We start from the raw sequence: 21,439 nt of genomic DNA on the forward strand, positions 1-21,439 counted from the left end.
ACGGCCGTGCCCCAATCGAACAGTGGCAGCTCGAGCGAAATTTCGTACCCACGGCGTAGCGGCGCCTCGTTTGACGTTTCGCGCGTTACACCGAATTCGAGCACGTTGATGAAACGCGTGGCTTTGCTCAATCCCAGGTTTGACGCGAGAGATTCGGCGGAAAGCTTCGCCCCCATGACATCGAGCCGCGACTGCATCGCGCGCTGCTCGATATCCGGTCGATCCTCTGCCGCCTTTGGCAGATCCGGCAATCGCTCCGGCAATGTGTACACGGTTTGTGCTCCCAAATAGTCCCAGCAAGCGCGTCAGCGCTTCGCGTGAGTGCAGGCGGGCCTGCTCGGCGCGCGCCAGATTGTGCGCGGCATCAGCGTAGAAGCCCTGCTCGCGCGCCTGCTGTAACCGGCTCCAGTTGCCCACGGATGCCATGCGCCGGGCGAGTTCAGCACTGGCAGCGGCCACCTCGCGCACTTTTCGCGCATAGCGCACTGTTTCCTCGTTGGCTAGCGTGAGTTCGGCGAAGTCGGCCTGCAGACCGCGATTATTGAGGAGCGCAACCTGCACGGCGTCATCGGCGGACAGCGGCTTCGCCAGCAATTCGCTCACACGCGCAGCAAGTGAGTCGCGTTCGCTTTCGGCCCGGACCCACTTCACGTCGGCGCCGGTTCTCTCCTTCGTGACACGTTCAACCGTTGCAAATCCGCCGTCGCGGGAAAGACTGGCACAGCCGGTCAGCGCCAACAAGAGTAGTCCGGTACCCGCGAGTCGCGCCGGGTATGCAGCATGGAATGAATTCATTTCAACCTCAGTGCTTGTGTGACTGTGGCGCCATGGAGGCTGGCGGCAGGACTGGCGACCCGGCGGGCGCAGCGGGGTTATTTCTGCCAGCCTGCGTTTTGGCCGACTCGGCAGCTTCCCTGGCATAGGTCCGCCAGCCACCAATCGCACGGACAGTATCATTGGCGTCCTTCCATGGTTTTGACTGGTCTTCACCTAGCGGGCGATAGTCCGCGAATGGTGATTGATACCGAACGAGAGGCACGGGCAGCGTCGCGTCGGTCGGATCATCGCTGAGCGCAAAAGCGCTGACGGCGCTCAGGCACAGACTGGCGAAAATCGCCCAAAGGGGTCGTTTCGCTGGTTTCCTCGATTGGTGATGTGCACAATGCAAACAAAATGCGGAAACCGCGCGGATACAACGGCTGCGTCCGGTGTCCAGTCTGGACGCACTATTCCCGCGGCTCAGGAAACGAGCGCTCGCGACGACGGTGAGGTGCGGGTGCCACGCCTGCTCCAGTGAAAGCGCTACGCTGGACACGGTCGGTGGCCTATCGGCGGCCCGCCCCCGCTGGCAGAGCGCGAGTTCGGCAACTCGACCGGCCATCCGCGATGTCGACACAAGAAATGCGATGATCACGGAAGGCATTCGGTGTCCGCCAAGCACGCGGGAAAAGCCGTCGAGGTCAGCCAGCGGATGGTGTTCTTGTAAACCTCAACGCTGGAAGTGAATTGAGCGAATGGCCCGGTCGTCGCCAGCGGGACGTTGGGTACCAAGGCGATGCGTATTGGTTTCATGGCGGGCTTCCTTCATCGACGCGTAGTGAGCATTCTGCAAACAGTTTCCCTTACTCAAGCTGACGCCGGGATTACATTTCGGTAATCTTTGACGAGCATCGATTCTGCGAGCGCACAATCGGCGCACTAGAGTGGAATAAAAATGAAAGAAAAGCGCGATGAAGATTCTCGTTGTCGAAGACGAACCGAAAACCGGTGACTACCTCAAGAAGGGGCTGGTGGAGGCTGGTTTCGTCGTCGATCTGGCCCGCGATGGCGTGGACGGCCTGCATCTGGGTGAGACCGGTGATTACGACTTGGCGATTCTCGATGTAATGCTGCCGAAATTGGATGGCTGGCAGGTACTCGCCGGCATACGCCGCACCAAGCGCGAATTACCGGTACTGTTTCTGACCGCACGCAATCAAGTTGACGACCGGGTAAAGGGCCTCGAACTTGCGCCGATGATTACTTGGTGAAACCCTTCGCCTTTGCGGAATTGCTTGCCCGGGTGCGGACACTGCTGCGCCGCACCGGTCGTAGCAGGGAAGCAGAACATATTCGCGTGGCGGATCTTGAACTTGATCTGTTGCGCCGCAGGGTAACGCGCGGTGGACAGCGCATCGACCTCACCGCCAAGGAATTTGCATTGCTGGAGCTGTTGCTTCGACGCCGTGGCGAAGTGCTGCCGCGCTCGCTGATCGCGTCCCAGATCTGGGATATGAATTTTGATAGCGATACCAACGTTATTGAAGTGGCGGTGCGCCGCCTGCGCGCAAAAATGGATGACGGCTTCGAGCCGAAGCTGATTCGCACGGTGCGCGGCATGGGCTATGTGCTTGAGGACGACGCCGGAATGAGGCGCAGACGCAAATCAATCACGGCCCGTCTGACGCTGCTGTTCGCAGCCATCTCGACGATGGTGCTGCTGGCGTTGGGGTTGTTGATTGGCAATGCGGTCGAGCAACACTTTGTCGAACAGGACATGGAACAGATGACCGGCAAGCTGGATCTGGCAGGCCACCTGTTGGAGAAAGTGCAGACGCCCGCGGATCTCAATGCGCTTGTGGCACAACTCAACGATTCATTGGTCGGTCATCACGGCCTCGCCATGCTCTTACGGGGGCCTGGCGAACAGACGCTGTTCGTCACTGCCGGCACCAGCTTTCCGCCAACCCTTCTGGTGCGCGACACCATCAAGAGTCCGCCCCAGCCGCAAGTCTGGCAACTGGACGGTCAGCCAAGTGCACAACCACGGCGCGGCATTGCCGCCTTGCTGCCGACAGGAATCGCTGGCTGGCAACCAGTACTTGTCGCGGTGGCAATCGACATCACGCACCATGAACACTTCATGGCTTCGTTCAAACGCACACTTTGGTTGTTCGTGGCTATCGCTGCCGTCTTGGCCGGGTTCCTCGGCTGGATTGCGGTGAGGCGTGGGCTGATGCCCCTGAAGGCCATTCGCGAGGGCGCGGCGGGTGTCACGGCAAGCCGGCTCAACTACCGCCTGGCGGTCAATTCGGTTCCCGTCGAACTGGAAGAACTCGCGGAAGCATTGAATGACATGCTCGCCCGCCTTGAGGATTCATTTCAAAGGCTGAAGGATTTTTCCTCGGATCTGGCTCACGAACTTCGCACGCCAATCAGCAACCTGATGACCGAAACTCAGGTGGCGCTGACCCCGCGCGCGTAGCCCCGATGAGTACGCGAGGTGCTTGCGTCCAATACCGAAGAATACGAACGCTTGGCGCGCATGATTGGTGACATGCTTTTCCTTGCAGAAGCCGATAACGGCCTGATTGTACCCAGCCGCGAACCGGTCGATCTGGCGGAGGAGGTACGCCAACTGTTCGATTTCTTCGATGCGCTGGGTGAGGAAAAAGCGTTGCACCTCTCGGTAACAGGTACCGGACAGGTATCCGGTGACAAGCTGATGTTGCGCCGGGCGTTAGCGAACCTCTTATCTAACGCCATCGCCACACTCCTGTGGACGGCAGCATTCGTGTCTGTATTGAGATGACCCGAGACGGCACTACGCTGGTGATCGAAAATACTGGCGACCCGATCCCACAAGAACATCTATCACGGATATTTGATCGCTTTTATCGTGCCGACCCGTCGCGGCACCGCAGCGGCGAAGGCGCTGGATTGGGATTGGCCATTACCCGCTCCATCATTCGTGCCCACGGCGGCGAAGTCAACGTCCGCTCGGGAGTCGATAGCGTTTGCTTCGAGATGCGGATGATATGACCAACCCCGCTGACAGCAAAGGCCACTTGCGACTTCAGCGCAAAAACAACTGCTTGATTTACGCAGCGCTGGGTAACCCGGGTTACGCCGCAACAGCCTTGAGGCAATACCTCGGCGTTCCTGTCACGGTGGCCAAAGACATCACTGTACGCACAGTATAAAAGTGCCGCAAACACCGCCAGGACGAAGGGAAGCACGACGCCGCCTGTCAGCATCGCGATACCGTCCGCGACCAGGAAAATCAGGGTGATTTTCACGAACAAGAAAAAGTGAACGGGCTGGATGATCCACGGCAGCGTGATCTTCATGGCGCTCGCAAAGCCATGGTTCCCGAATAACACCAGCGGAATGAGGAACCAGGCGTCAATAAACGCCAGCGACAACAGGAACGTCAGGAACTCGCCGTGGTACATGATGACGTGTCGCATGAGCGCCGTCATCGTGCCCCATTTAATCTCGGAACGATTGAAGATGACGATGCTAATCGCCCACAAGAGCAAGGGAAGCCAAAGCAGCACAAACCGCGATGCCACCAGCGGCTTTCGGCCACGCTTGATATCCAGATGTGAGTGATCGACCAGGTACGCGACAATGACGAGCCCCACCATCGTCGCCGTAAATACAAAACTCGGCAGAAAAGGATACGGCTTCACCACATACCAAAGCAGCGCACCGGCCAGCATGACGAGCATCCACAACCACGCATGGCGGGTGGCAAGACTGATCGCCTCACGAAGCCATTTTTTGTAGTCGCCCGGGTCAATCCCTTTCGGATCGGCCGTCATTTATCTATTTCGGTTTCTTACGCGCTTTTTGAAAGGCTTTGTCGCGCGCAAAGAAATCGGCAAGGATTTCATTGACCAGCGCATCATCCGTGATGTCCTGACCGTAGGCGGTCTTGTAGATCGCCCGGTAGGCGTCAATGTTATCGGCGTTACTCTGTTTCAATTTGAAGCTGCGTTTGATTTCCGCCGGCGGTGGCGCCAGCGGCTTCAGTTTCAATGCCATTGCGTTCATGACGTAAATCTCCTTTTGTGATGATCGATCAATCAATGGCAAGACTATCCAGCTCGAACGAAAACACGTCGAGCAAACCCTTATATTCACTCGGCTTAACCGTCGGCCGCTCGCGGTCAACAATATGCATTCGCTTTTCCTTCACGTATTCATACCGCGGCCATTCCGGACGCCGAAAAAGCCGCTCGTAATAATCGCGCTGCCACGGCTCGCGAAACAGATAGCGCACGCGTTGATACTCTTTCGCCTGCCACGCCCGCCCGTGGTCCAGAAACGCAATAAAAATATCGCGCTCAGACTTGGCATGCAATTCCACTTCGAGTGCGTGGCTGATCCCGTCTACATCGTATATGGCATCGGGCGTCTTAAGCCGGTTGCGTTCGATAAGCCGCTCCGGTGTCACTTGTTCTAGCGAAATACCGCTACGCAGAATCGCGGATTGCACGGCGAGATCGTGGCGAATATTCGACATATTAATGCTGTTGGCACGCCGCTTGTAATGGAGCATGGCGACATGGCGCTCGCGCGCCAAAACGTAGCCATAATCGCCCAACATAATGATCGGTTTATGGTAGGTCGGATACATCATTTCTTTGATGTAAAACGACTCGCGCAAAGACTTGAAATAGCCGTCTTTTTCGCGCTCCAATCCCATCACCTGCAGCAGGATTGCGCGGCTCGAAAAATGGAAGGTGGCGAGCCATTCCAGTATCGAATCAATCTTCTCTTGCTTGCGCTTCCGTGAGACCGCCGCGCCAGGAAAACGTAACCCTATTTGCTCCATATCAGACAGCCCCCTTCGGTTACAGAATCGTAACAGAAACCATGCCAGCGCACAAAGCGCCGGCATGCTTTTTTGCAAGAAGATTTAGCGACAGCGCAAAGCTTCGCGCCGTCGCGTCCTAGCGACAAAGCGGCGAGCGATTTTGCCCTAGCAAAATCGAAGGATTTGAGGCCCCCCAGGGCCGATAAAACTGGCTCGGTTTTGCGCGCCCTCCCCGCGCAAAACTTGACGGCAGCGCCGCGCCCCAGCGCGGCCAGGCGTCAACCGGGACGAGAGCCCGGCGCGCCCACGCGCCGGGCAGTCCGAGGCCGCCCCCCAGGGCGGACTGGGACGGTCTCGACCCGTCGTCGAGCGCTAAGTGGAGCGAAGCGTAACGTCGCGCTTGACCCCGTCTTTGCGGGGCGGGCGTCCAGCCCGATTCGCGCGCAGCGCGAACAAGTCCCAGGCTGCCGAAAGGCAGACTGCGGCGCAGCCCGCTAAAGGCGGGGTCAAGCGCGTAGCGCGCAGACGACGGTGGGTGAATCGCGTCCGGCCGGGAAAGCGTCCAGCTTTCCCGGCCAGCGAGAGGGCAAAGCCCTCCAAGGCAGCGTACCGTCCAGGGGAGCAACGCGGGGTGAATCGAGGCGTAGCGGGGCGTCCAGACCCGCTCTCGCCGCGAGAGGGAGGCACCTTTCATTGCCGAAAAGCCCTAGCGATCGGCAATGCCCTACCCACCGCAATAGAGGCGATTTTAGCGCGCTAAAAGCGGCGGCGCTTGCGGTGGGTACAAGGGGATGTCCAACATACCGCTCTAATGCCCGCAAGGGCTGGTTTTGGTGACGAAAAGTGCCGGATTTTCGATTGCAGGGGCCGAAGTTTCAAAGGCATAATGGCGCCTCAAATTTGGCAGCTATCGAGGCTTAATGAATCCGACTCTACAGGCATTTGTCGATGGCCATCTCAACACATTGTTGGGCTTGGCAAACCCACTATTATTCAATGTCTTTGCCCTTGTTTTGGCAACGATAATTATCGTCGATCCCCTCCCCCTGACGCCGCGCGATGAGGACACGTCAACCGTCGATTTGCTTCTAATCTGGACACGACGGGCGGGCCTCATCGTTTTGGTTTCGTTAGCCTTCGTTTTGCCGTTTTACCTGTTCTTTTTATACGGTTTAGCGCACGCCGAACTGCCGGATGCCGATGCGAATGCACGGGGTGTTCTGAAGGAGATTCTGGCGAAGGATTGGTGGCGAATCGTGGCTGGCGGGGTCGTCGGGTTGGCCATAAAGGCAATCTTTGACCGCTATGTGGCCCCTCCCCTGTCGGCGTGGATGCGGGATATCCGGATAAAGACGATCCAGGATAAGCAGTCAGACGTTCGAGAGGTGATCGGCGAACTTCAGCCGAAGCACTTCTTGCCGGCCACCTATTACAAGCCGGAATGGGTTTTTTTCGGGCTTGGCAAGAACGGGACTCCGCTATACGTGGACCTGAAGACATTCCGCGAAACCAATACGCAAATAGTCGGGCCAACGCGCTACGGCAAGGGTGTCTTGTTGGGCGCATTGGCGGAACAAAGTATCCAGCTCGGACACTCATTTATTTATGTCGATCCCAAGGATGACAAGTGGCTTCCGTGGATTCTTTACCAAACCGCGGCGCCAGCGCAAAAGCGCTTCGTGGTGATCGATCTCAACAGCGATAAAACCGGCTGGCACCCGTTCGTGGGTGGCGAGCTGCGGGACCGACGCGAGCGGATCGTCAGCGCTTGTGGGTTGTATAGCGCCGGCACGGATGCCGACTATTACAAGCGCATGGAGCGTGGCATCCTGGATCGGATTCTGCCGACTTCACCCGGCACCATTCGATCGTTGCTCGATGCCCTGGAAGCGCTCGATGGCGACGATGTACCCCTCAAGAAAAAAGCGGCGGCATTGTACGAGGGCTTGAAAGAACTGGCGATGATTCCGGCCCTGAATCCCAAGGGGGTTGGGATGACGACCGAGAGCATCATCCGGAACGGTTGGACCTGCTATTTCCGCGGGTCGCTGCGGGACCGAACGAAACTGATGGCGACGCGGCTTTTCGTGACCGAAGTGCTGCAGCAAGCGAAGAATCTGAAGGCTGAGCGGGGTGCGAATCATCTTACCTTTGCCATCGATGAACTCAAGTTCCTGGTGAGCAAAGAAGTATCGGACGCCCTGGCGACGTCGCTCTCCGATAACGTAAACATTATCGTGCTCCACCAGTCCATGCAGGACCTTCGCGGGATCGAGGATAAGCTGCTCGACAAGAACGCGATCGAAAAGAGTATCGATGTCAATTGCCAAATCAAGGTCGTGTATAAATGCGACCCGGAAACGGCGGAATGGGCTGAGCTGAAAAGTGGCACAAAGCTGGTCAAGATCGCCAGGATGGAGCGCACCGCGATTAACCGTTTTGGTGGTGAAGTCTTCGAGCACGAGCGCAGCATGGGTGACGTGGAAGAGGGGTTGATTTCGCAGAACGTGCTGCTCACATTGCCGCCCATGATCGGGGTCTTTTTTACGCCGACCGAGCTGGCACAGGTCGTGTTTACGTCGCCCGTTAAGACAGATATCGGGGATGACTTATTTAAGGAACACCCGGTTTATTCCGAATGGAAAATCGCCAATGCCAGGAAGGGAGACGGCGGCCCTAAGCCGGCCGGGACCGTGAAACCGGAACGGCCGGAAGCGGCGCTGAATGAGCCGCTGAAGCATCCTTTGACGGCAGACATGAAGCCACGCGAACGCCTCAACAGAGCGCCCATTCAACCTTCCAAGCCGGAGGGAAAACCTGTGCAAACCGCAGATAGCGCCCTACCCTCTTTGGGCCCGCCAGGAGCCGCGGCGCCGGAGATCAATCCTGCCGCACGATCATCCAGCACGGTCGCGGCCGAAACGGTGGAACCGAAGCGATCGAAACACTTCGTTGGCGTGCTGGTACTGGCCCGCGAGATGAGCATGCTGCAAATGGGCACGGTGGCGCTCGATGGCACCAAGATTCACGCCAACGCCAGCCGCCACAGCGCCCTGTCGTATGGGCACGCCGGCAAGAGTGAAGCGCAACTCAAGGCCGAGGTGGTCGAACTGATGGTGCTGGCCGAAGCCGTCGATCAAGCCGATGTGCCCGACGGCATGTCGATCCCGGACGAACTGGCGCGACGCGAACAGCGCCTCCAGAAGAACGCCGAGGCCAAGGCCAAGATTGAGGCGCGGGCAAAGGAGCGCTTCGAGCGCGAGCAAGTCGAGTTCGAGGCGAAGAAGGTGATACATGAGCAGAAGCGACAGGCCGGGAAATCCCGCGGCAAGCCGCCCACGCCACCGAACGCCGGGCCGAGGCCAACGGATCAGGTCAATCTGACCTACGAAGAATCGCGCGTCATGCCCGAATCCGGCGGCGGTTTTGAGCAGGCCCATAACGCACAGGTGGCCGTGGCCGTCGGCAGCGTGTTGGTGGTAGGCGGCGACGTCACGCAGGTCACTACCGACAAACAGCAGGTCAGATCGATGCTGGACAAACTCAACGCGTGTGCGGATCAACTGGGCAAAGCCGGGACACTGCTGGCCGACGCCGACTACTTCAGCGACGCGAACGTGAACGCCTGTGTGCAGGCGTACATTGCGCCGCTGATTTCAATGGGACGCGAAAGCCATCACCCACACTAGCGCGAACGCTTCGCCGCCGCACCACCACAGCCGACTAATCCCAACCCGCTTGAAGCGATGGCCCATAGGCTGGCGACGCCTGAGGGCAAGAAGGGCTATGCGCTACGCAAGCACACCCCGGAGCGGGTGTTCGGCATCATCAAATCGGTAATGGGCTTCCGCCAATTTTCGTTACGCGGACTGAACAACGTCAAAGGCGAGTGGAGCCTGGTCACGTTGGCGTGGAATCTGAAGCGGATGTTTGCACTGAGCCTCGCTTAAAGGGAGATGCGAGCGCATTGCTGGGTACAACATGACCAACCTGACCGAAAAATGACCGGACTGGCTGCAAAACAGCCGAGTTTGTAAACGACAACATGATTCTTTTACGAGACCTTAGGCGAAACGTCAAACTTGGCAGGCTAAGTCCGACGGGCTGCTAGAGGTTGTCAGATTCGCTCATTGATACTGCAAATAAATACGTTCGAAATTTCACGTCATTCCGATCCGCGATAGAAACGCCACCAATTGTCCTGCCGACCGTTCGGCTGCCCCGTGGCCGCCGACAATTAGCCTGACACGCCGGCCAAGATAGTTGACGCCGGCCAGCCCCGTCAACGCGTTGCGGCGTGCGCGAGGATGAAATACGCGATCGACGCCGTATCCGACAACTCCAGCAGCGTTACGTCCGGTGTTGGTAATGGTGCGTTGCTGGCGATCGCCACGATGCCCGGCCAGTCGGGCCATAGCATCGGTTTACCGACTGCCGGCCGCCACACTTCCAGCTTCGGGTAGTGACCATTCTTGAATCCCTCGACCAATACCAAGTCGCAATGCTGCATACGGTCGAGCAGATCGTCCAGCGGGGGTTCCGCGTCGCCGCGCAACTCGTGCATCAGCGCCCAGCGATCGTTGCCCAGCAGCAACACTTCCTTGCAGCCGGATTCGCGTAGCCGAAATGAATCCTTTCCCGGCCGGTCGATGTCGATATTCTTGTGGCTGTGCTTGATCAGCGAGACTACCAGTTTGCGCGAGGAAAGTTCCGGCACCAATCGCTCCAGCAGCGTAGTCTTGCCCATGCCGGAGTGACCGGCGATTCCGAAAACTTTCATGGTTCTTGGTGATCTCCTGAGTCAATACTTGTCGGGCGGTCTATTCGACAGGCTGGGGACAGGCGACGCGCGGCGTGCGATCGCCAACTAAACATTGATGATGGGAACGCTGGGGTTTCCCACCCTGCGAGCCAAACCTTGACGAGCGTGCAGATCTACGCGTTTGTCACGCTTCGCTCATCGAGCCGAATTATCGGCTTGCTTTATCCCGAGCGCACCCACAAAACCCGTGACGAACAGTACCAGAGGCGCCCATTTCAGGTGTTACGGTAGCTGAGCTCTTCGACGAACTTAGGAACACGGACGGCCGTTTGCCCGACTGTGTTCGGCATAGTCAGGACGAAGCCCTTTGAGCACCGCGGCAGCCGCACGGAAGAATGGTTCGGCCGTCGCCCGATCAAGTGCGTCCGCGAACTCGGGCACCCACTTGGAATAGTGATCAAGGATGAAACTGTCGCGGAGATCAAGAAAGTGCCCGCGCGCTTCCTGTGCTCCATCATCCGCTTGCCGTGTAAGCCAATACAGAAATTCAGCTCGATGCCCAAGTGATCGTCTGGAACCTGATTCAAGTTCTGCACGGCCATGCCAGCACCCAGATAGAACGCGCGCACGGCCAGCGTCTCCTCGGTCATGAGGTTGCGAGTTGGTGAGAGATAGAAGGACCCGTAAGGTACGACGGGCGTTTCGCCCGGACCGACCAGTAGGCGGGTGAACTCTACTAGCAGGCTCTCGCTCCAGGACTCGCGGCGTTCCAGATTTGCATCGACTACCTCCTGCATCTTCCCCAAATCGTTATCGAGGTGCTTCGGCAAGCCCAGACTTGTCCGATCCACGGCGGATATGGCCTGAATCAAATCCGGTGAAGGCCCACTAAAGAACAAGCGCCGCAACAGGTCATAAAGCACCAACTGTCCGCGCAGCCCGATTGCGCGGGCGTCCGCAGGCGTCGGCGCGGCGGCCACCGCCTGCCTTTGTACGTTCCTCTGCACCTGAATCATATTCTTGCAATCTTCACGATCATGTCCGCATAGGCTGGGAAACCCATGATCGGACTCAAGGCGTCCGGATCCATCAATTCATTGTGCAATGGCGTGTATTTGCGTGATTCATAGCCCGGCCCCATACACGGACTGAACCGGCCTCCCGCGCCGAACCCCATTTGATTACACCGGGCCGCATGCCCCGAGGCGAAAATCTTGCCACGAGTATGTTTCCCCAAGGGGTTCGTGACCTCGACCAAGTCTCCGGTCTTGAGTTTGAGATTTTTGGCCTCCTCGTCATTCATCCATACGGTGCCGACCGAGTAGGAGTTAGCGGGGAATTTGTGCTTGATGATCTTTATCGCGTTAGTCCCCACTGCCTGCGCCTCCGGAATCTGTGACTCGAACGCATCGTTCAAGGGCTGCCACGTACCTTCGCACTTAACCTCTCCAAGCCAAGGCACCATTTGGGTTCCACTCATGGCGTGATGGACTTTGCCGCAGATTAACTGGAAGGGGAATTCCTTTGCGTATTTCTGATAGGCGACATTCGTATGCGGGTTCCATACTGTCTCAAACCAGAAGAACGTGGATGGGAACTTGTCGAAACCCACGCGCTTGAGACCGAGCGGCACTTCGCCCCCTGCTTTTTCAAGCTTTTCGTTGTACTTGGAATAGCCTCCGAACCGTTTGCCGCCTTCGCTCCAGTCGAACTTGAACTCAATGAGCTTGGTGGAAGTGTTCGGGAACACTTTGTTTGGTTCGTCCGAGCCCACTTTTTTGTACCGCTGCCAGCTCATGGGCCATATCGCCACGCCCTTGTTGGCACGCAGCCACTCTACGGTGACCGGTTTACCGCGAATTTCCTTCTTATCGTGGTTTACCGTGGCCTCGCCTCGCTCCAGCGAATCGGGCGTGCCAACCAACTTATAACCTTCCGGATATTTCGGATACGGAAGCGGAGTCCCAATATTCGGTCGACCAGGCGAAGGCTCCAACATCTCATTCACGAAATCCTCTTCCGTGCGGTATTTCTCCCAAAAATCAGATCCCTTGATGTCTTTGTCGCCCAGTTCTGCCAGCCGCTTTGCAAGCAGATTCATGATTTCGGTTGGCTTTTTACATTCGTGGAGCGGGGCGATAACCGCATCGCGGTTATAAATCAATGGGTGCGACGGGTAAATATCAGCCAAGCTCTGACGCTCGACGTAGCTCGCCTCGGGAAGAATCACGTCGGCATATAGCGCGCTTTCCAGATACAGCGTGTCGATGACAACGAAAAGATCCAGCTTGTAGTTCCCTGTTGATTTCAACGTCGGACGCTGCCACGGTTTTCATTTAAAACGAGGCCACCCTATTTTGGCATAGGGGACTATGCCGCTGTGGATAAGTCGTTGGTCTGAATTGGCTTAGCTCCTTTCGCTTTGGTGTTGGCCTTGCGTTTTTGATCCTGCCGCATCGAGCTATGACTGAACCGCCAGGACTCGTTGCCGGTTTCGACGATATGGCAATGGTGAGTGAGTCGGTCGAGCAGTGCCGTCGTCATCTTGGCATCGACGAACACGCTGCTCCACTCGCCGAAACTCAGATTGGTCGTAATCATCACGCTGGTGCGTTCATAGAGTTTCGACAACAGGTGGAACAATAGTGCGCCACCCGCTTGGCTAAACGGCAGGTAGCCCACTTCGTCCAGGATCACCAGATCAACGTGCATGAGCCGGTTGGCAATCTGGCCGGCACGCCCTGTCGCTTTCTCCAGCTCCAGCGCATTGACCAGTTCCACGGTGGAGAAGAACCGCACCCGCTTGGCATGCGTGCGCAGCGCTTTGACACCGATGGCCGTCGCCAAGTGGGTCTTGCCCGTGCCCGGCCCACCGATCAGCACCACGTTCTGGGCCGCTTCAATAAACGTGGCTTGGTGCAGTTCACGCACCAGCACCTCATCGACATGCGAAGCGGCGAAGTCAAAGCCTGCCAGGTCTCGATGCATCGGAAACCGGGCAGCGCCCATCTGGTAGGCCATCGAACGCACCATCCGCTCCGCCGTCTCGGCATCGACCAGTTGTTTCATGAACATATCCGGTTTGAATTCGGTGTGGCGTGACTTCGCCACCAGTTCTGGATAGCAGGAGGCCATGCCATTGAGCTTCAGTTGCTTCAGTTCGGCGATGATCTCAGCGGACATGCGCGCCTCCATTCATCATCAGCGACGCCAATACCGGGCTTGCGAGCAATACCGATTGAATCGCCGGGGTCAGGCGCAATTGGTCATAGCGATCGACGTCAGCCTTGGGTTCTTCGGTGAGCGTCAGTGCCGTTTCCACCATTGGTGGCCTGGGCTGCGCCTGGTCCTTCAATTGCGCCAGGAGGTACAGCACATGCTCGGCACTGGGCTTGCCGACAGCCAGCGCTGCCTCGGTGGCGGCAAGGATGGAATCCAGGCCATGCACGGGAACGGCGGCGAGCACCTGTGCCATCACCCGGTCACCGCCCGGCCGATGGATCAACTGGTGTTGCAGCAGGCGTAGCGGCTCCGGCATGGCATTGAAGGGCGCGCCGTTACGGAGCGCCCCCGGCTTCTGGACGACCAGATCGATGTAATGGCGCCAGTCATAGAATGTCTGGTCACGTTCAAACGAGCGGACGTGGCCGGCCACCTTCACGTCATCGACGACGATGTCGATGGTGGCTGGATAGACCCGCACACTGACGATGCGGTGCGCATGTTCGGTTGGCACGCTGTAGCGGTTGCGCTCCAGATGAATCAACCCAGTCGACGATACGCGTGCGGGATGCTCGACGTAACCATCGAAAGGCTTTGGGCAGGGCATTAGCTTGGGCAACTCGTCCTGCAGCAGTTCGGCCACCGTCATTTCCGGCCACTCCGGATGCTTCGTCTCCGTCCACACCATCCGGCATTGTTTGCCGAGCCATTCGTTGAGCGACTCAAGATCCGTCCAGCGGGTTTCCATCGCCTCGCGCCAGATTTGCCGTCGGCGATCCAGGACGTTCTTCTCGACGATGCCTTTCTCCCAGCCCGAAGCGACATTGCAGAATTCGGGCTCGAACAGGTAATGGGAGGCCATGGCCTCGAAGCGGGCGTTGATGGTCCGGGCCTTGCCGCGACCGACCTTATCCACCGCCGTCTTCATGTTGTCGTAGATGCCACGCGTGGGGATGCCGCCAAGGGCGGCGAAGGCGCGGGCATGGGCGTCGAACAGCATCTCGTGGGTCTGGGTGGGATAGGCGGTGAGCCAGAAAGCACGGCTCGCACAGAGCTTGGTGTGGGCCAGATCCAGCCGTCGACGCAGGCCGCCCACAAAGGCGTACTCGGTGCTCCAGTCGAACTGGAAGGCTTCGCCCAATTGAAACTTGAGCGGCACAAAGGCGCGGCCACTGCCCTGCGATGACAGCTCCTGTCGAAACCGACGAACGTAGGCGGCGACACGGCCATAGCCGCCGCGATAACCCATCGCCGTGAGCTCCTGGTACATTGAGTGCGCCGTCCGCCGGTCGCGCTTGCCGCGATGTTGATTGCTCTTCAGCCAGCCAGACAACGTTTCGGCATAGGCATCGAGCTTGGTCTCCACGCGACGGCCCGGGTACTTCGGCTCCAGTACATCAGGACGCTGATCCAACCACCGATCAATGGTGCTGCGGGCAAGACCTGTTCTTCTCGCGATCTCTCGCTTGGGCAGGCGCTCCCGATAAAACATCCGCCTGACTTTGGCTAACATGGCCACTGTAATCACTCCTCAGTTCTCCCCGCCTAAAAAATAAGCAGGGTAGTTGATTCATGTGGCCTCGTTTTGCGTGAAAAAACCCTTCAGAATTGGTAGCGATTTACGCGGAAATCAACAGGCGTTGCTTCATCCCGGCTTCATCAAAGGCCGTCTGCATGTCCGATTCGACCTCGGCGACCATCGCTTGCAGGCGACTGTTGCGGGCGAGGCCAACCACGTATTGAACGTTCTTCCGATCACACCAGTTCAGAACCTTCTGTCGGCAAAAGCCGGAGTCGGCCCGGAAGATGATTCTGACGCTGGGCCACGCCTGCCGCAGCCGGGTCACGAACAGCTTCAGAATGGCCGCCGCATGCTTGGCGCCATCGATCTTGCTTGGGCGCAGGTAGGCGGCCAGCATCTGTTCGCCACAGAACACATACAGCGGCAGGTAGCAGTAGCTGTCGTAGTAGCCATGGAAGAAACGATCCTCCTGCTTGCCGTAGAGCGGGCTGTCGGTGGCATCAAAGTCGAGCACCAGTTCTTCGGGTGCGGTCTTGAAGCTCTTGATGAACTGGTCCACCAGGACTTCATGGAGTTTGACCGCGGCGGCACGGCTGCCGAGCTTCTCAAGCCGACACAAGGTCGGTGCGCTGGCCAGGTCGTCTTCGCGTCCGACGGCACTCTGGTAGGCGATGTCACGACGCAGCTGGGTGTGATTGTTCAGGTCTTCCCAGCCTTGCACCAGTCCATACACGCGCTGGCGCAGCATGTCGCGAATGCTGTGGGTGATCGAAGAGGGTTCGCGGGGATCGGCAATCGAGCGTGCGGCGGCATCGGTCAACCCCAGCCGCTGATCCAGCGCTGCCAGCAACATCACGCCGCCGTCGCTGGTCATGTTGCCGCCATCAAAGCGGCCTTCTATTACCCGCCGTCCAAGGTGCCCGAATTCAAGTCGATCTGATGATGAATCCTGAGTACAATTTGGCATCGGCGTTCCTTGTTGTGTTGATTGGCTTTGACACCAGTATCAACGCGGTTCTCAAAGGGAACGCCGACCTCAGTTTTGCATCATCGGTGAAATATTCAGGCTAATCCGCTTCCTGTTCGTCAGGCCAGCGCTTTGCCTTCGGCTTCCTTCAGATTCGCAGTCGCCCGCGACACCCTTGCCGTTCGGCTACCACTTCCCCTTGCCGGGTGTGGAGAGGACTTTCACCTCCAAGTAAGTGCGCCCTGTCGGGCGCACAAAGAAAACAGCGTAAGGCCGGAGCCTTACGCTGTGGAGTGAGAACTCGGCTATTCAGCTTCATCACTCAACAAGAGTACACGCGACGAGCATACCCTTGTCATTCACGCCGATCTTGCCGTCCTTCTGCCATACGGTGCTTACCAGATTGCGTACCGATACTTCGTAAGCCACGTCTGACAGCGTTTCGGTGTCGGTGTGCTGAATGCCCTCAAAGAGAGCACCCAGCGACTTATCGCCCGTTACATCAACATAGCGATACTTCATGTAGGTTCTCCGAATACCTCAAAATCGCCGCCTATATAGAACAAGCGTTTACAAAAGTATTCTGAGACTCACAAGCCCGAGATTCTCAGAAAACCTTTAAAAAGCCTACCGGATTCTCGCTAAACCGGATAAATGCCTACGACTGTATCTGCACGAGACTGCTGCACTTCATACTGCCGCAAGAAAGGCGTTCACATCCGAAAGCTCAACACGCCATGGTTCATTGGCACGGCCAAAAATCAGGGGCGTGCCTGACAACGTAACGCCAACCCATAGAGGCTCTCATGGACAAAATCCTTCTGTGCTCTACCGGGAGCGGCCAGAGTCTGCGACGGCCGGCAAGATGTTAGCCCGCCCCGGTGGCGGTCAAGATGAGGATTGGTTAAGGGCGTTATGCATTACCAACTTTCATCGATTTTTGCCTTACCGTCAAAATGAATTACCTTATCTCCATAGAGGGGATCATAGTAGTGCCCGCCTTCTTTGTAATCCTCATTCCAGATTTTGGTACCGTCCGCTTTGAGACGATAGAGGAACGGAGACAGATGAAGTCTCTCCAGGTGCCATCTGCCCTCTTTTCCAGAGGGAATATCTTCGCCTTGACCGTACAACATGAGACCCCCTTCAGCAAAAACTTCATGCGCGGGATTGGTTGTCTTGTATTCGTGGCTGACATTCATTACTTTATGTCCAATTTCATGGGCCACTGTTCTTCGAAACCGATCGGGCCTGGACAAATTGGTATTGTAATGACACCCCTGAGAGCCGCAGGCAAGGTGTTGTAGTAGGAATACGTCGGAAAAGATAATCCACCTGTTCGTACCGTCTTCATGGTCCAGTTGCGTCCATCGGACGTCGAGGAAAGGATAGAAAACTTCCTGAAGCGCAATCAGGTAGATCGTTCTGGAATTGTCCTTGTGAGGCTCGACCATGCTTAGAAAAGCATTTCTTGCCAACGCCGTCAGTTCGGAAGGATGCCTTCTCATGTGCTGATAGGTGTTGACATATTCGGTGTCAGGCACGCCCGGCACTTCATTGGCCTGTATCGCAAGGTACTTTGGATTCACTTCACCTGTCTTTACCCAAAGCAGGTTGATCTGGACACCCGCAGGTTTGTAGATTTCTTTTGTGGCTTGAACGCTTTGCAGCATGCGCTCAAGTGTAACTTTCTTGAACGCCGGGTCAAGATTGGACGGGAAGTACACGCCAACATCCATTGTAGGTTTGCCCACCACCAGATCCTTGTTGAAGGCGGCGACATCCACCGTGTCCACAACCTTCCAGGCTACAAGCTTGTTTTCGGCGGAAGTCGGCTGTTCGATTCCCGTCCGGCTTTGCGCACAGCTACACAAGACTATCGTGGCGAGCAAGAAAAATAGATTTTTCATGACCCGGCGCCTCATCAGTACTTGATGTTCTTCAGCACTTCATCGAATTTCGGGTTCACCGATTTTGCGAAAACGATCGCAGGATGGTCCGCCTTCAGCGCGTTGTAGTAGAACGGAGTCCCATCTGCCCGCTCTTTATCCAGCGCCCCTTTCATCTTCTTGAGTCCGTTCATGAAAGGTTCATATGCCTCGCCCTTTTGCTTGGTCTTTACCACCAGCAAGAACGCGCCTTCGGGAAATGGCGCTTCCCAGCCGGTAGGCATATTGTCTCCAAATCTGAATAGTGAGCCAGCCTCCATCACTTGTCGTTTCCCTTCGCTGGCAAGTACCCATTTTCCGCGCACGGTATAAATAATGCTTCCTGTTGCATGCGGGTGCTCACCTAAAAACATGCCGGGTTTCAACTCAATGAAAAATGATCGCGTCTGCTCGGCAAAGAGAAGCGGTCCGAAGACTCCTTCGTGGGTGAGTACGCCCACCGACTTGAGCGCATTTTCAATGTTTGGAATGATTTCCACATTCTTGGCAAGTTGAATGAACTCGGGGGAGACCGGTGTTGCTGCGACTGTCTTCTTTTCAAGGATCACCGCCTTGCTGTCCTTGGGGGAATCGTGAGAATGGCCGTGGCCATGTGACGGTTTTTCTTTACTTGCGGTTTGAGCGCCAACGCAAATGGGCAACAGGAAAAGTAACAAAGAAATTGCGAGTTTCATAATGAGTCCCTTCTATTTACGAAATTGATATGCGGGATTGTCTGCGAGATTCAGGATTTCATCTCATTGTGTAGCGTGCTACTTTGGAACTGGGTTGTTGATTCATGTGGTGGAAAGTTTGAAGACGAAGCAGCGAATTAAGCGGGGTTACTAAATTCTTCTTCTCGAACTTAGATCTTGAAATCATCAAAGGCTACGCGTGCGTCATCCACCCCCAATTGCGTCAACATCGCCCGGGTCGCGACCAGCATTACCGGTGGGCCGCAGACGTAAAAGTCGCACGCGTTCAGGTTAGAGTGAGTGCGGAGCAAGCCATGAAGTGCGACGTCGTGAACCAGGCCCGTTAGCAGCCCAGCCGCTTCTTCAGAATCTTGATTGACGTCGGACAAAACCAGCTGCCATTTGAAATTTGCAAACCTTGTTGCCAGCAGCGAGATCTCGTCAACATAGGGTGCATCCCGCAGACTGCGAGCGCCATACCAAAAATGGATAGGCTCTTTGGCACCACCTTCTAACAGAGACCGAATCATCGCGCGCAGCGGTGCCATCCCGGCGCCCCCGCCAATAAAGACTTTCTCCCGGCCGCCAGGCTGGATGGCAAAATCGCCGAATGGCCCGCTGAATCGCACGATATCGCCTTCTTTCAGGCCATACAGATAGGCGGAACCCCTGCCCGGTGGGAAATTTTTGGGAGACTGCTTGCCGTGCATGAACCGCGCCAAAAGGGTGAGATAGCCGCCTGCCTGATCGACCGGACAAGACAATGAATAGGAGCGGCGCATCGCGGACTTGTTGCGCCATTGGTCCGGAAGCTCCAGCGACGCCCAGTCGTCCGTGTGATTCTTGGGAAAGTCGATTTGCTCCCGGCTCATGGTGTATTCCGGGGTGTGTATCTGGAGGTACGAGCCTGGCTGCCATTGGACCTCTGCCTTTATTGCCGGGGCCAACACAATTTCCCGCAGGAACGGCGTCACGGCGCGAATGCTCGCGACCCTAGCACTGAGCTCAGTCCAACTTTCACTCCCACCCTGGACTTCGATGTCCAATTTGCCGTCGATCTTTAAATTGCAAGCGAGGCGATGGCCGGCGTTTACCTTGCTTTCAGCCAACTGTGCGCGATCGGCACTGGTAGGGGGCGGCACGCTACCCATTACCCGCACCGTACACAATCCGCAACTCTGCCCACCACCACAGTTGGAGGGCAGTTGCAGGCCCTGACGCGCAAGCGCGTGAAAGACCGTATCGCCACTCGGCGCAAGCAAGGTCCGCAGTAGATTGCCATCAGGCGCAAACACGCTGAGTTCGCGCCGGCCACGCCAAATTTGCGGAATGAACTCGGCAAGCCGGAAGCTCGTGATCAACAACCATGTGCCGGTGAGCGCGAGCCAGAGTCCGCCGACAGCGGTGCTGACCACCAGCACATTGTTGAAGTCCTTGCGCTCGTAATAATCCATGATGTGCAACATCCAGAAAAAATCGAACAAGCGCCAGGTTTGGTTGCGGTGCTCGAGCACATCGCCCTGCTGCGATAAGTAGACGCTGGTGTCTTCGGCATCGGCGAAGTCAACGCGCCAGACCTTGCCCTTGTGCGCGCGCGTTTCGAGCGATGGCTCCACCAATTCCGCGCGCCCGGGACGTCCCGGGCCTGTGTAGGACGAGACCGCTAAACGCTGCGCGAGATCGGCAGAAATTTCAACGCCGTTTCCGTTCAGCGCATCGACCATTTTGACGCCTGTTTCGCCGGCGAGGCGATAGACCGGCTGATCGAGCAGCCATCCCGTGGAAATGGCAAACACCGGTGCGGCAGTGAGTGGCGAGCACGCGATCTGCAGACAAGGCATTTTCCGGCCAAAGCTTCTTGGCCACCGGCGGCGCCGAAACTCACTGCCTTTTACCCGCTCCGCGTCAAGCAGGCTCATCACCAGCCCGCTGCACATCCACAGCACCAGTTGCAGACCGATCAACAGACCGATCCACTTGTGGATCTTGCGCATCCAAGGCGTCATCATGCCGTGGTCCGCCGACGAAAACTGTAGAAGACGAGCCAGGCGCCACTCAATGCGAACACAAGACCAATACCGGCGGCCGCGCGCAGCAGCGTGTTGTTGACATCGGTGCGGCTGTCGTAATCCATGATGTGCAACATCCACAGGAAATCGAACCAGCGCCACAGTGTGTGGCGGCGCGCAAGCAGCTCGCCGGTTTGCGGAGAGAAATAGAAGGTGGTTTCTGCCCATTCATCATAGCGCACGGCCCACATCGGCATCGGTATGGGCCGACGGGCAACTTCCTTGGGAACCTCGGTGATCAAGTCCACAGCCAGGACTTGCGAAGTGCCCTGATATATTTCCTTGGCCAACGCCACAATTTCTTCCCGCTTCAACGGGCTAATGGTTTCACCCAGTTTGCGCGCTAACCAACGAACTCCTGTCGCCCTGGCGAATTTCAAAGACCTCGCGTCCAAGCAATTTCTTGAGCCGCAAAGACTGAATACCGGGATACAGCGCGGCCAGCCTGCCCATATCCACCCGCTCGCCAGATTGCCCCAGCGGCTCGCGCGCGACATGCGCGAGATGGTCGCCATGAATGACATCAAGCGAAATCACCGTCATATATACGCCGCTGATCATCCAAAGCAACGCCTGCACCCCGACGATCAAGCCGATCCATTTGTGGGTGCGCCGCACCAGAACGGTAGTGTCATGGTGTCTGGTCCCTATGCAATTGCTGCGTCAGAAGGCACTGCGAGCGGAACGCTC

Annotated in this window: 15 protein-coding genes and 4 pseudogenes; 4 read left to right on the forward strand and 15 right to left on the reverse strand. The window is 57.1% G+C overall.

Going from position 1 to position 21,439, the window contains the following annotated elements:
- Together IPP88_12980 and IPP88_12985 are read right to left on the reverse strand one after the other, a co-directional pair.
- Positions 1–795: hypothetical protein (locus tag IPP88_12980; protein MBL0123598.1), on the reverse strand; the 795-nt coding region annotated here is incomplete at its 3' end.
- A gap of 615 nt (positions 796–1,410) precedes the next feature.
- Positions 1,411–1,572, reverse strand: coding sequence for a hypothetical protein (locus IPP88_12985; GenBank protein ID MBL0123599.1), 162 nt, complete (start codon positions 1,570–1,572; stop codon positions 1,411–1,413).
- Between the two features lie 158 nt (positions 1,573–1,730).
- On the opposite strand from IPP88_12985, the pseudogene IPP88_12990 reads away from it, so the two are divergent.
- Both IPP88_12990 and IPP88_12995 read left to right on the forward strand, forming a co-directional pair.
- Positions 1,731–2,395 (forward strand): annotated as a pseudogene (locus IPP88_12990) (heavy metal response regulator transcription factor).
- Between the two features lie 12 nt (positions 2,396–2,407).
- Positions 2,408–3,801, forward strand: a pseudogene (locus IPP88_12995) (heavy metal sensor histidine kinase).
- Positions 3,802–4,590: 789 nt separating this feature from the next.
- Here IPP88_12995 and IPP88_13000 read toward each other — a convergent pair.
- Together IPP88_13000 and IPP88_13005 are read right to left on the reverse strand one after the other, a co-directional pair.
- The gene (locus tag IPP88_13000) at positions 4,591–4,818 is read right to left on the reverse strand and encodes a DUF2274 domain-containing protein (GenBank protein ID MBL0123600.1); all 228 of its coding nucleotides are present in this window, start codon (positions 4,816–4,818) and stop codon (positions 4,591–4,593) included.
- A gap of 28 nt (positions 4,819–4,846) precedes the next feature.
- Positions 4,847–5,668, reverse strand: coding sequence for a hypothetical protein (locus IPP88_13005; GenBank protein ID MBL0123601.1), 822 nt, complete (start codon positions 5,666–5,668; stop codon positions 4,847–4,849).
- An 836-nt stretch (positions 5,669–6,504) separates the two neighbouring features.
- On the opposite strand from IPP88_13005, the gene IPP88_13010 reads away from it, so the two are divergent.
- Entirely contained in the window at positions 6,505–9,273 is a 2,769-nt protein-coding gene (locus tag IPP88_13010; protein MBL0123602.1) for a TraM recognition domain-containing protein, read from the forward strand.
- 57 nt (positions 9,274–9,330) lie between these two features.
- Positions 9,331–9,534, forward strand: coding sequence for a transposase (locus IPP88_13015; protein ID MBL0123603.1), 204 nt, complete (start codon positions 9,331–9,333; stop codon positions 9,532–9,534).
- A gap of 332 nt (positions 9,535–9,866) precedes the next feature.
- Here the strand turns inward: IPP88_13015 and mobB are convergent, their stop codons facing one another.
- From mobB to IPP88_13070, 11 genes and pseudogenes are all read right to left on the reverse strand, one after another.
- The gene (gene mobB, locus IPP88_13020) at positions 9,867–10,364 is read right to left on the reverse strand and encodes a molybdopterin-guanine dinucleotide biosynthesis protein B (protein MBL0123604.1); all 498 of its coding nucleotides are present in this window, start codon (positions 10,362–10,364) and stop codon (positions 9,867–9,869) included.
- Positions 10,365–10,621: 257 nt separating this feature from the next.
- A complete protein-coding gene (locus IPP88_13025; GenBank protein ID MBL0123605.1) occupies positions 10,622–11,362 on the reverse strand; it encodes a molecular chaperone TorD family protein in 741 nt (246 codons plus the stop codon).
- The gene (locus IPP88_13030) at positions 11,359–12,657 is read right to left on the reverse strand and encodes a molybdopterin-dependent oxidoreductase (GenBank protein ID MBL0123606.1); all 1,299 of its coding nucleotides are present in this window, start codon (positions 12,655–12,657) and stop codon (positions 11,359–11,361) included. Before IPP88_13030 ends, IPP88_13025 begins: the two co-directional genes overlap by 4 nt.
- A 59-nt stretch (positions 12,658–12,716) precedes the next feature.
- Entirely contained in the window at positions 12,717–13,529 is an 813-nt protein-coding gene (locus IPP88_13035; GenBank protein ID MBL0123607.1) for an ATP-binding protein, read from the reverse strand.
- Between the two features lie 73 nt (positions 13,530–13,602).
- Positions 13,603–15,087: pseudogene (locus IPP88_13040) on the reverse strand (IS21 family transposase).
- 100 nt (positions 15,088–15,187) lie between these two features.
- Positions 15,188–15,964 (reverse strand): IS1380 family transposase, encoded by a 777-nt coding sequence (locus tag IPP88_13045; GenBank protein ID MBL0123608.1) that lies wholly within the window; start codon positions 15,962–15,964, stop codon positions 15,188–15,190.
- Between the two features lie 411 nt (positions 15,965–16,375).
- Positions 16,376–16,579 (reverse strand): hypothetical protein, encoded by a 204-nt coding sequence (locus IPP88_13050; GenBank protein MBL0123609.1) that lies wholly within the window; start codon positions 16,577–16,579, stop codon positions 16,376–16,378.
- 398 nt (positions 16,580–16,977) lie between these two features.
- Positions 16,978–17,967: a hypothetical protein gene (locus IPP88_13055; protein ID MBL0123610.1), complete on the reverse strand. Its 990-nt coding sequence runs from the start codon at positions 17,965–17,967 to the stop codon at positions 16,978–16,980.
- A gap of 14 nt (positions 17,968–17,981) precedes the next feature.
- Positions 17,982–18,680, reverse strand: a complete 699-nt coding sequence (locus tag IPP88_13060) for an AraC family ligand binding domain-containing protein (protein MBL0123611.1) — start codon at positions 18,678–18,680, stop codon at positions 17,982–17,984.
- 170 nt (positions 18,681–18,850) lie between these two features.
- Positions 18,851–20,689, reverse strand: a complete 1,839-nt coding sequence (locus IPP88_13065) for a 2Fe-2S iron-sulfur cluster binding domain-containing protein (GenBank protein MBL0123612.1) — start codon at positions 20,687–20,689, stop codon at positions 18,851–18,853.
- Positions 20,686–21,370, reverse strand: a pseudogene (locus tag IPP88_13070) (PepSY domain-containing protein). The gene IPP88_13065 and the pseudogene IPP88_13070 overlap by 4 nt, the downstream one beginning before the upstream one ends.
- Between the last annotated feature and the right edge of the window lie 69 nt (positions 21,371–21,439).

The sequence above is a fragment of the Betaproteobacteria bacterium genome (assembly GCA_016720925.1).
In the GTDB taxonomy this organism is placed as follows: domain Bacteria; phylum Pseudomonadota; class Gammaproteobacteria; order Burkholderiales; family Usitatibacteraceae; genus UKL13-2.

Coding starts and splice junctions, on each gene's coding strand:
- IPP88_12985 (MBL0123599.1), bottom strand. CDS start 1,572: ATGAAACCAATACGCATCGCCTTGGTACCCAACGTCCCGCTGGCGACG.
- IPP88_13000 (MBL0123600.1), bottom strand. CDS start 4,818: ATGAACGCAATGGCATTGAAACTGAAGCCGCTGGCGCCACCGCCGGCG.
- IPP88_13005 (MBL0123601.1), bottom strand. CDS start 5,668: ATGCCGGCGCTTTGTGCGCTGGCATGGTTTCTGTTACGATTCTGTAAC.
- IPP88_13010 (MBL0123602.1), top strand. CDS start 6,505: ATGAATCCGACTCTACAGGCATTTGTCGATGGCCATCTCAACACATTG.
- IPP88_13015 (MBL0123603.1), top strand. CDS start 9,331: ATGGCCCATAGGCTGGCGACGCCTGAGGGCAAGAAGGGCTATGCGCTA.
- mobB (MBL0123604.1), bottom strand. CDS start 10,364: ATGAAAGTTTTCGGAATCGCCGGTCACTCCGGCATGGGCAAGACTACG.
- IPP88_13025 (MBL0123605.1), bottom strand. CDS start 11,362: ATGATTCAGGTGCAGAGGAACGTACAAAGGCAGGCGGTGGCCGCCGCG.
- IPP88_13035 (MBL0123607.1), bottom strand. CDS start 13,529: ATGTCCGCTGAGATCATCGCCGAACTGAAGCAACTGAAGCTCAATGGC.
- IPP88_13045 (MBL0123608.1), bottom strand. CDS start 15,964: ATGACCAGCGACGGCGGCGTGATGTTGCTGGCAGCGCTGGATCAGCGG.
- IPP88_13050 (MBL0123609.1), bottom strand. CDS start 16,579: ATGAAGTATCGCTATGTTGATGTAACGGGCGATAAGTCGCTGGGTGCT.
- IPP88_13055 (MBL0123610.1), bottom strand. CDS start 17,967: ATGAAAAATCTATTTTTCTTGCTCGCCACGATAGTCTTGTGTAGCTGT.
- IPP88_13060 (MBL0123611.1), bottom strand. CDS start 18,680: ATGAAACTCGCAATTTCTTTGTTACTTTTCCTGTTGCCCATTTGCGTT.
- IPP88_13065 (MBL0123612.1), bottom strand. CDS start 20,689: ATGATGACGCCTTGGATGCGCAAGATCCACAAGTGGATCGGTCTGTTG.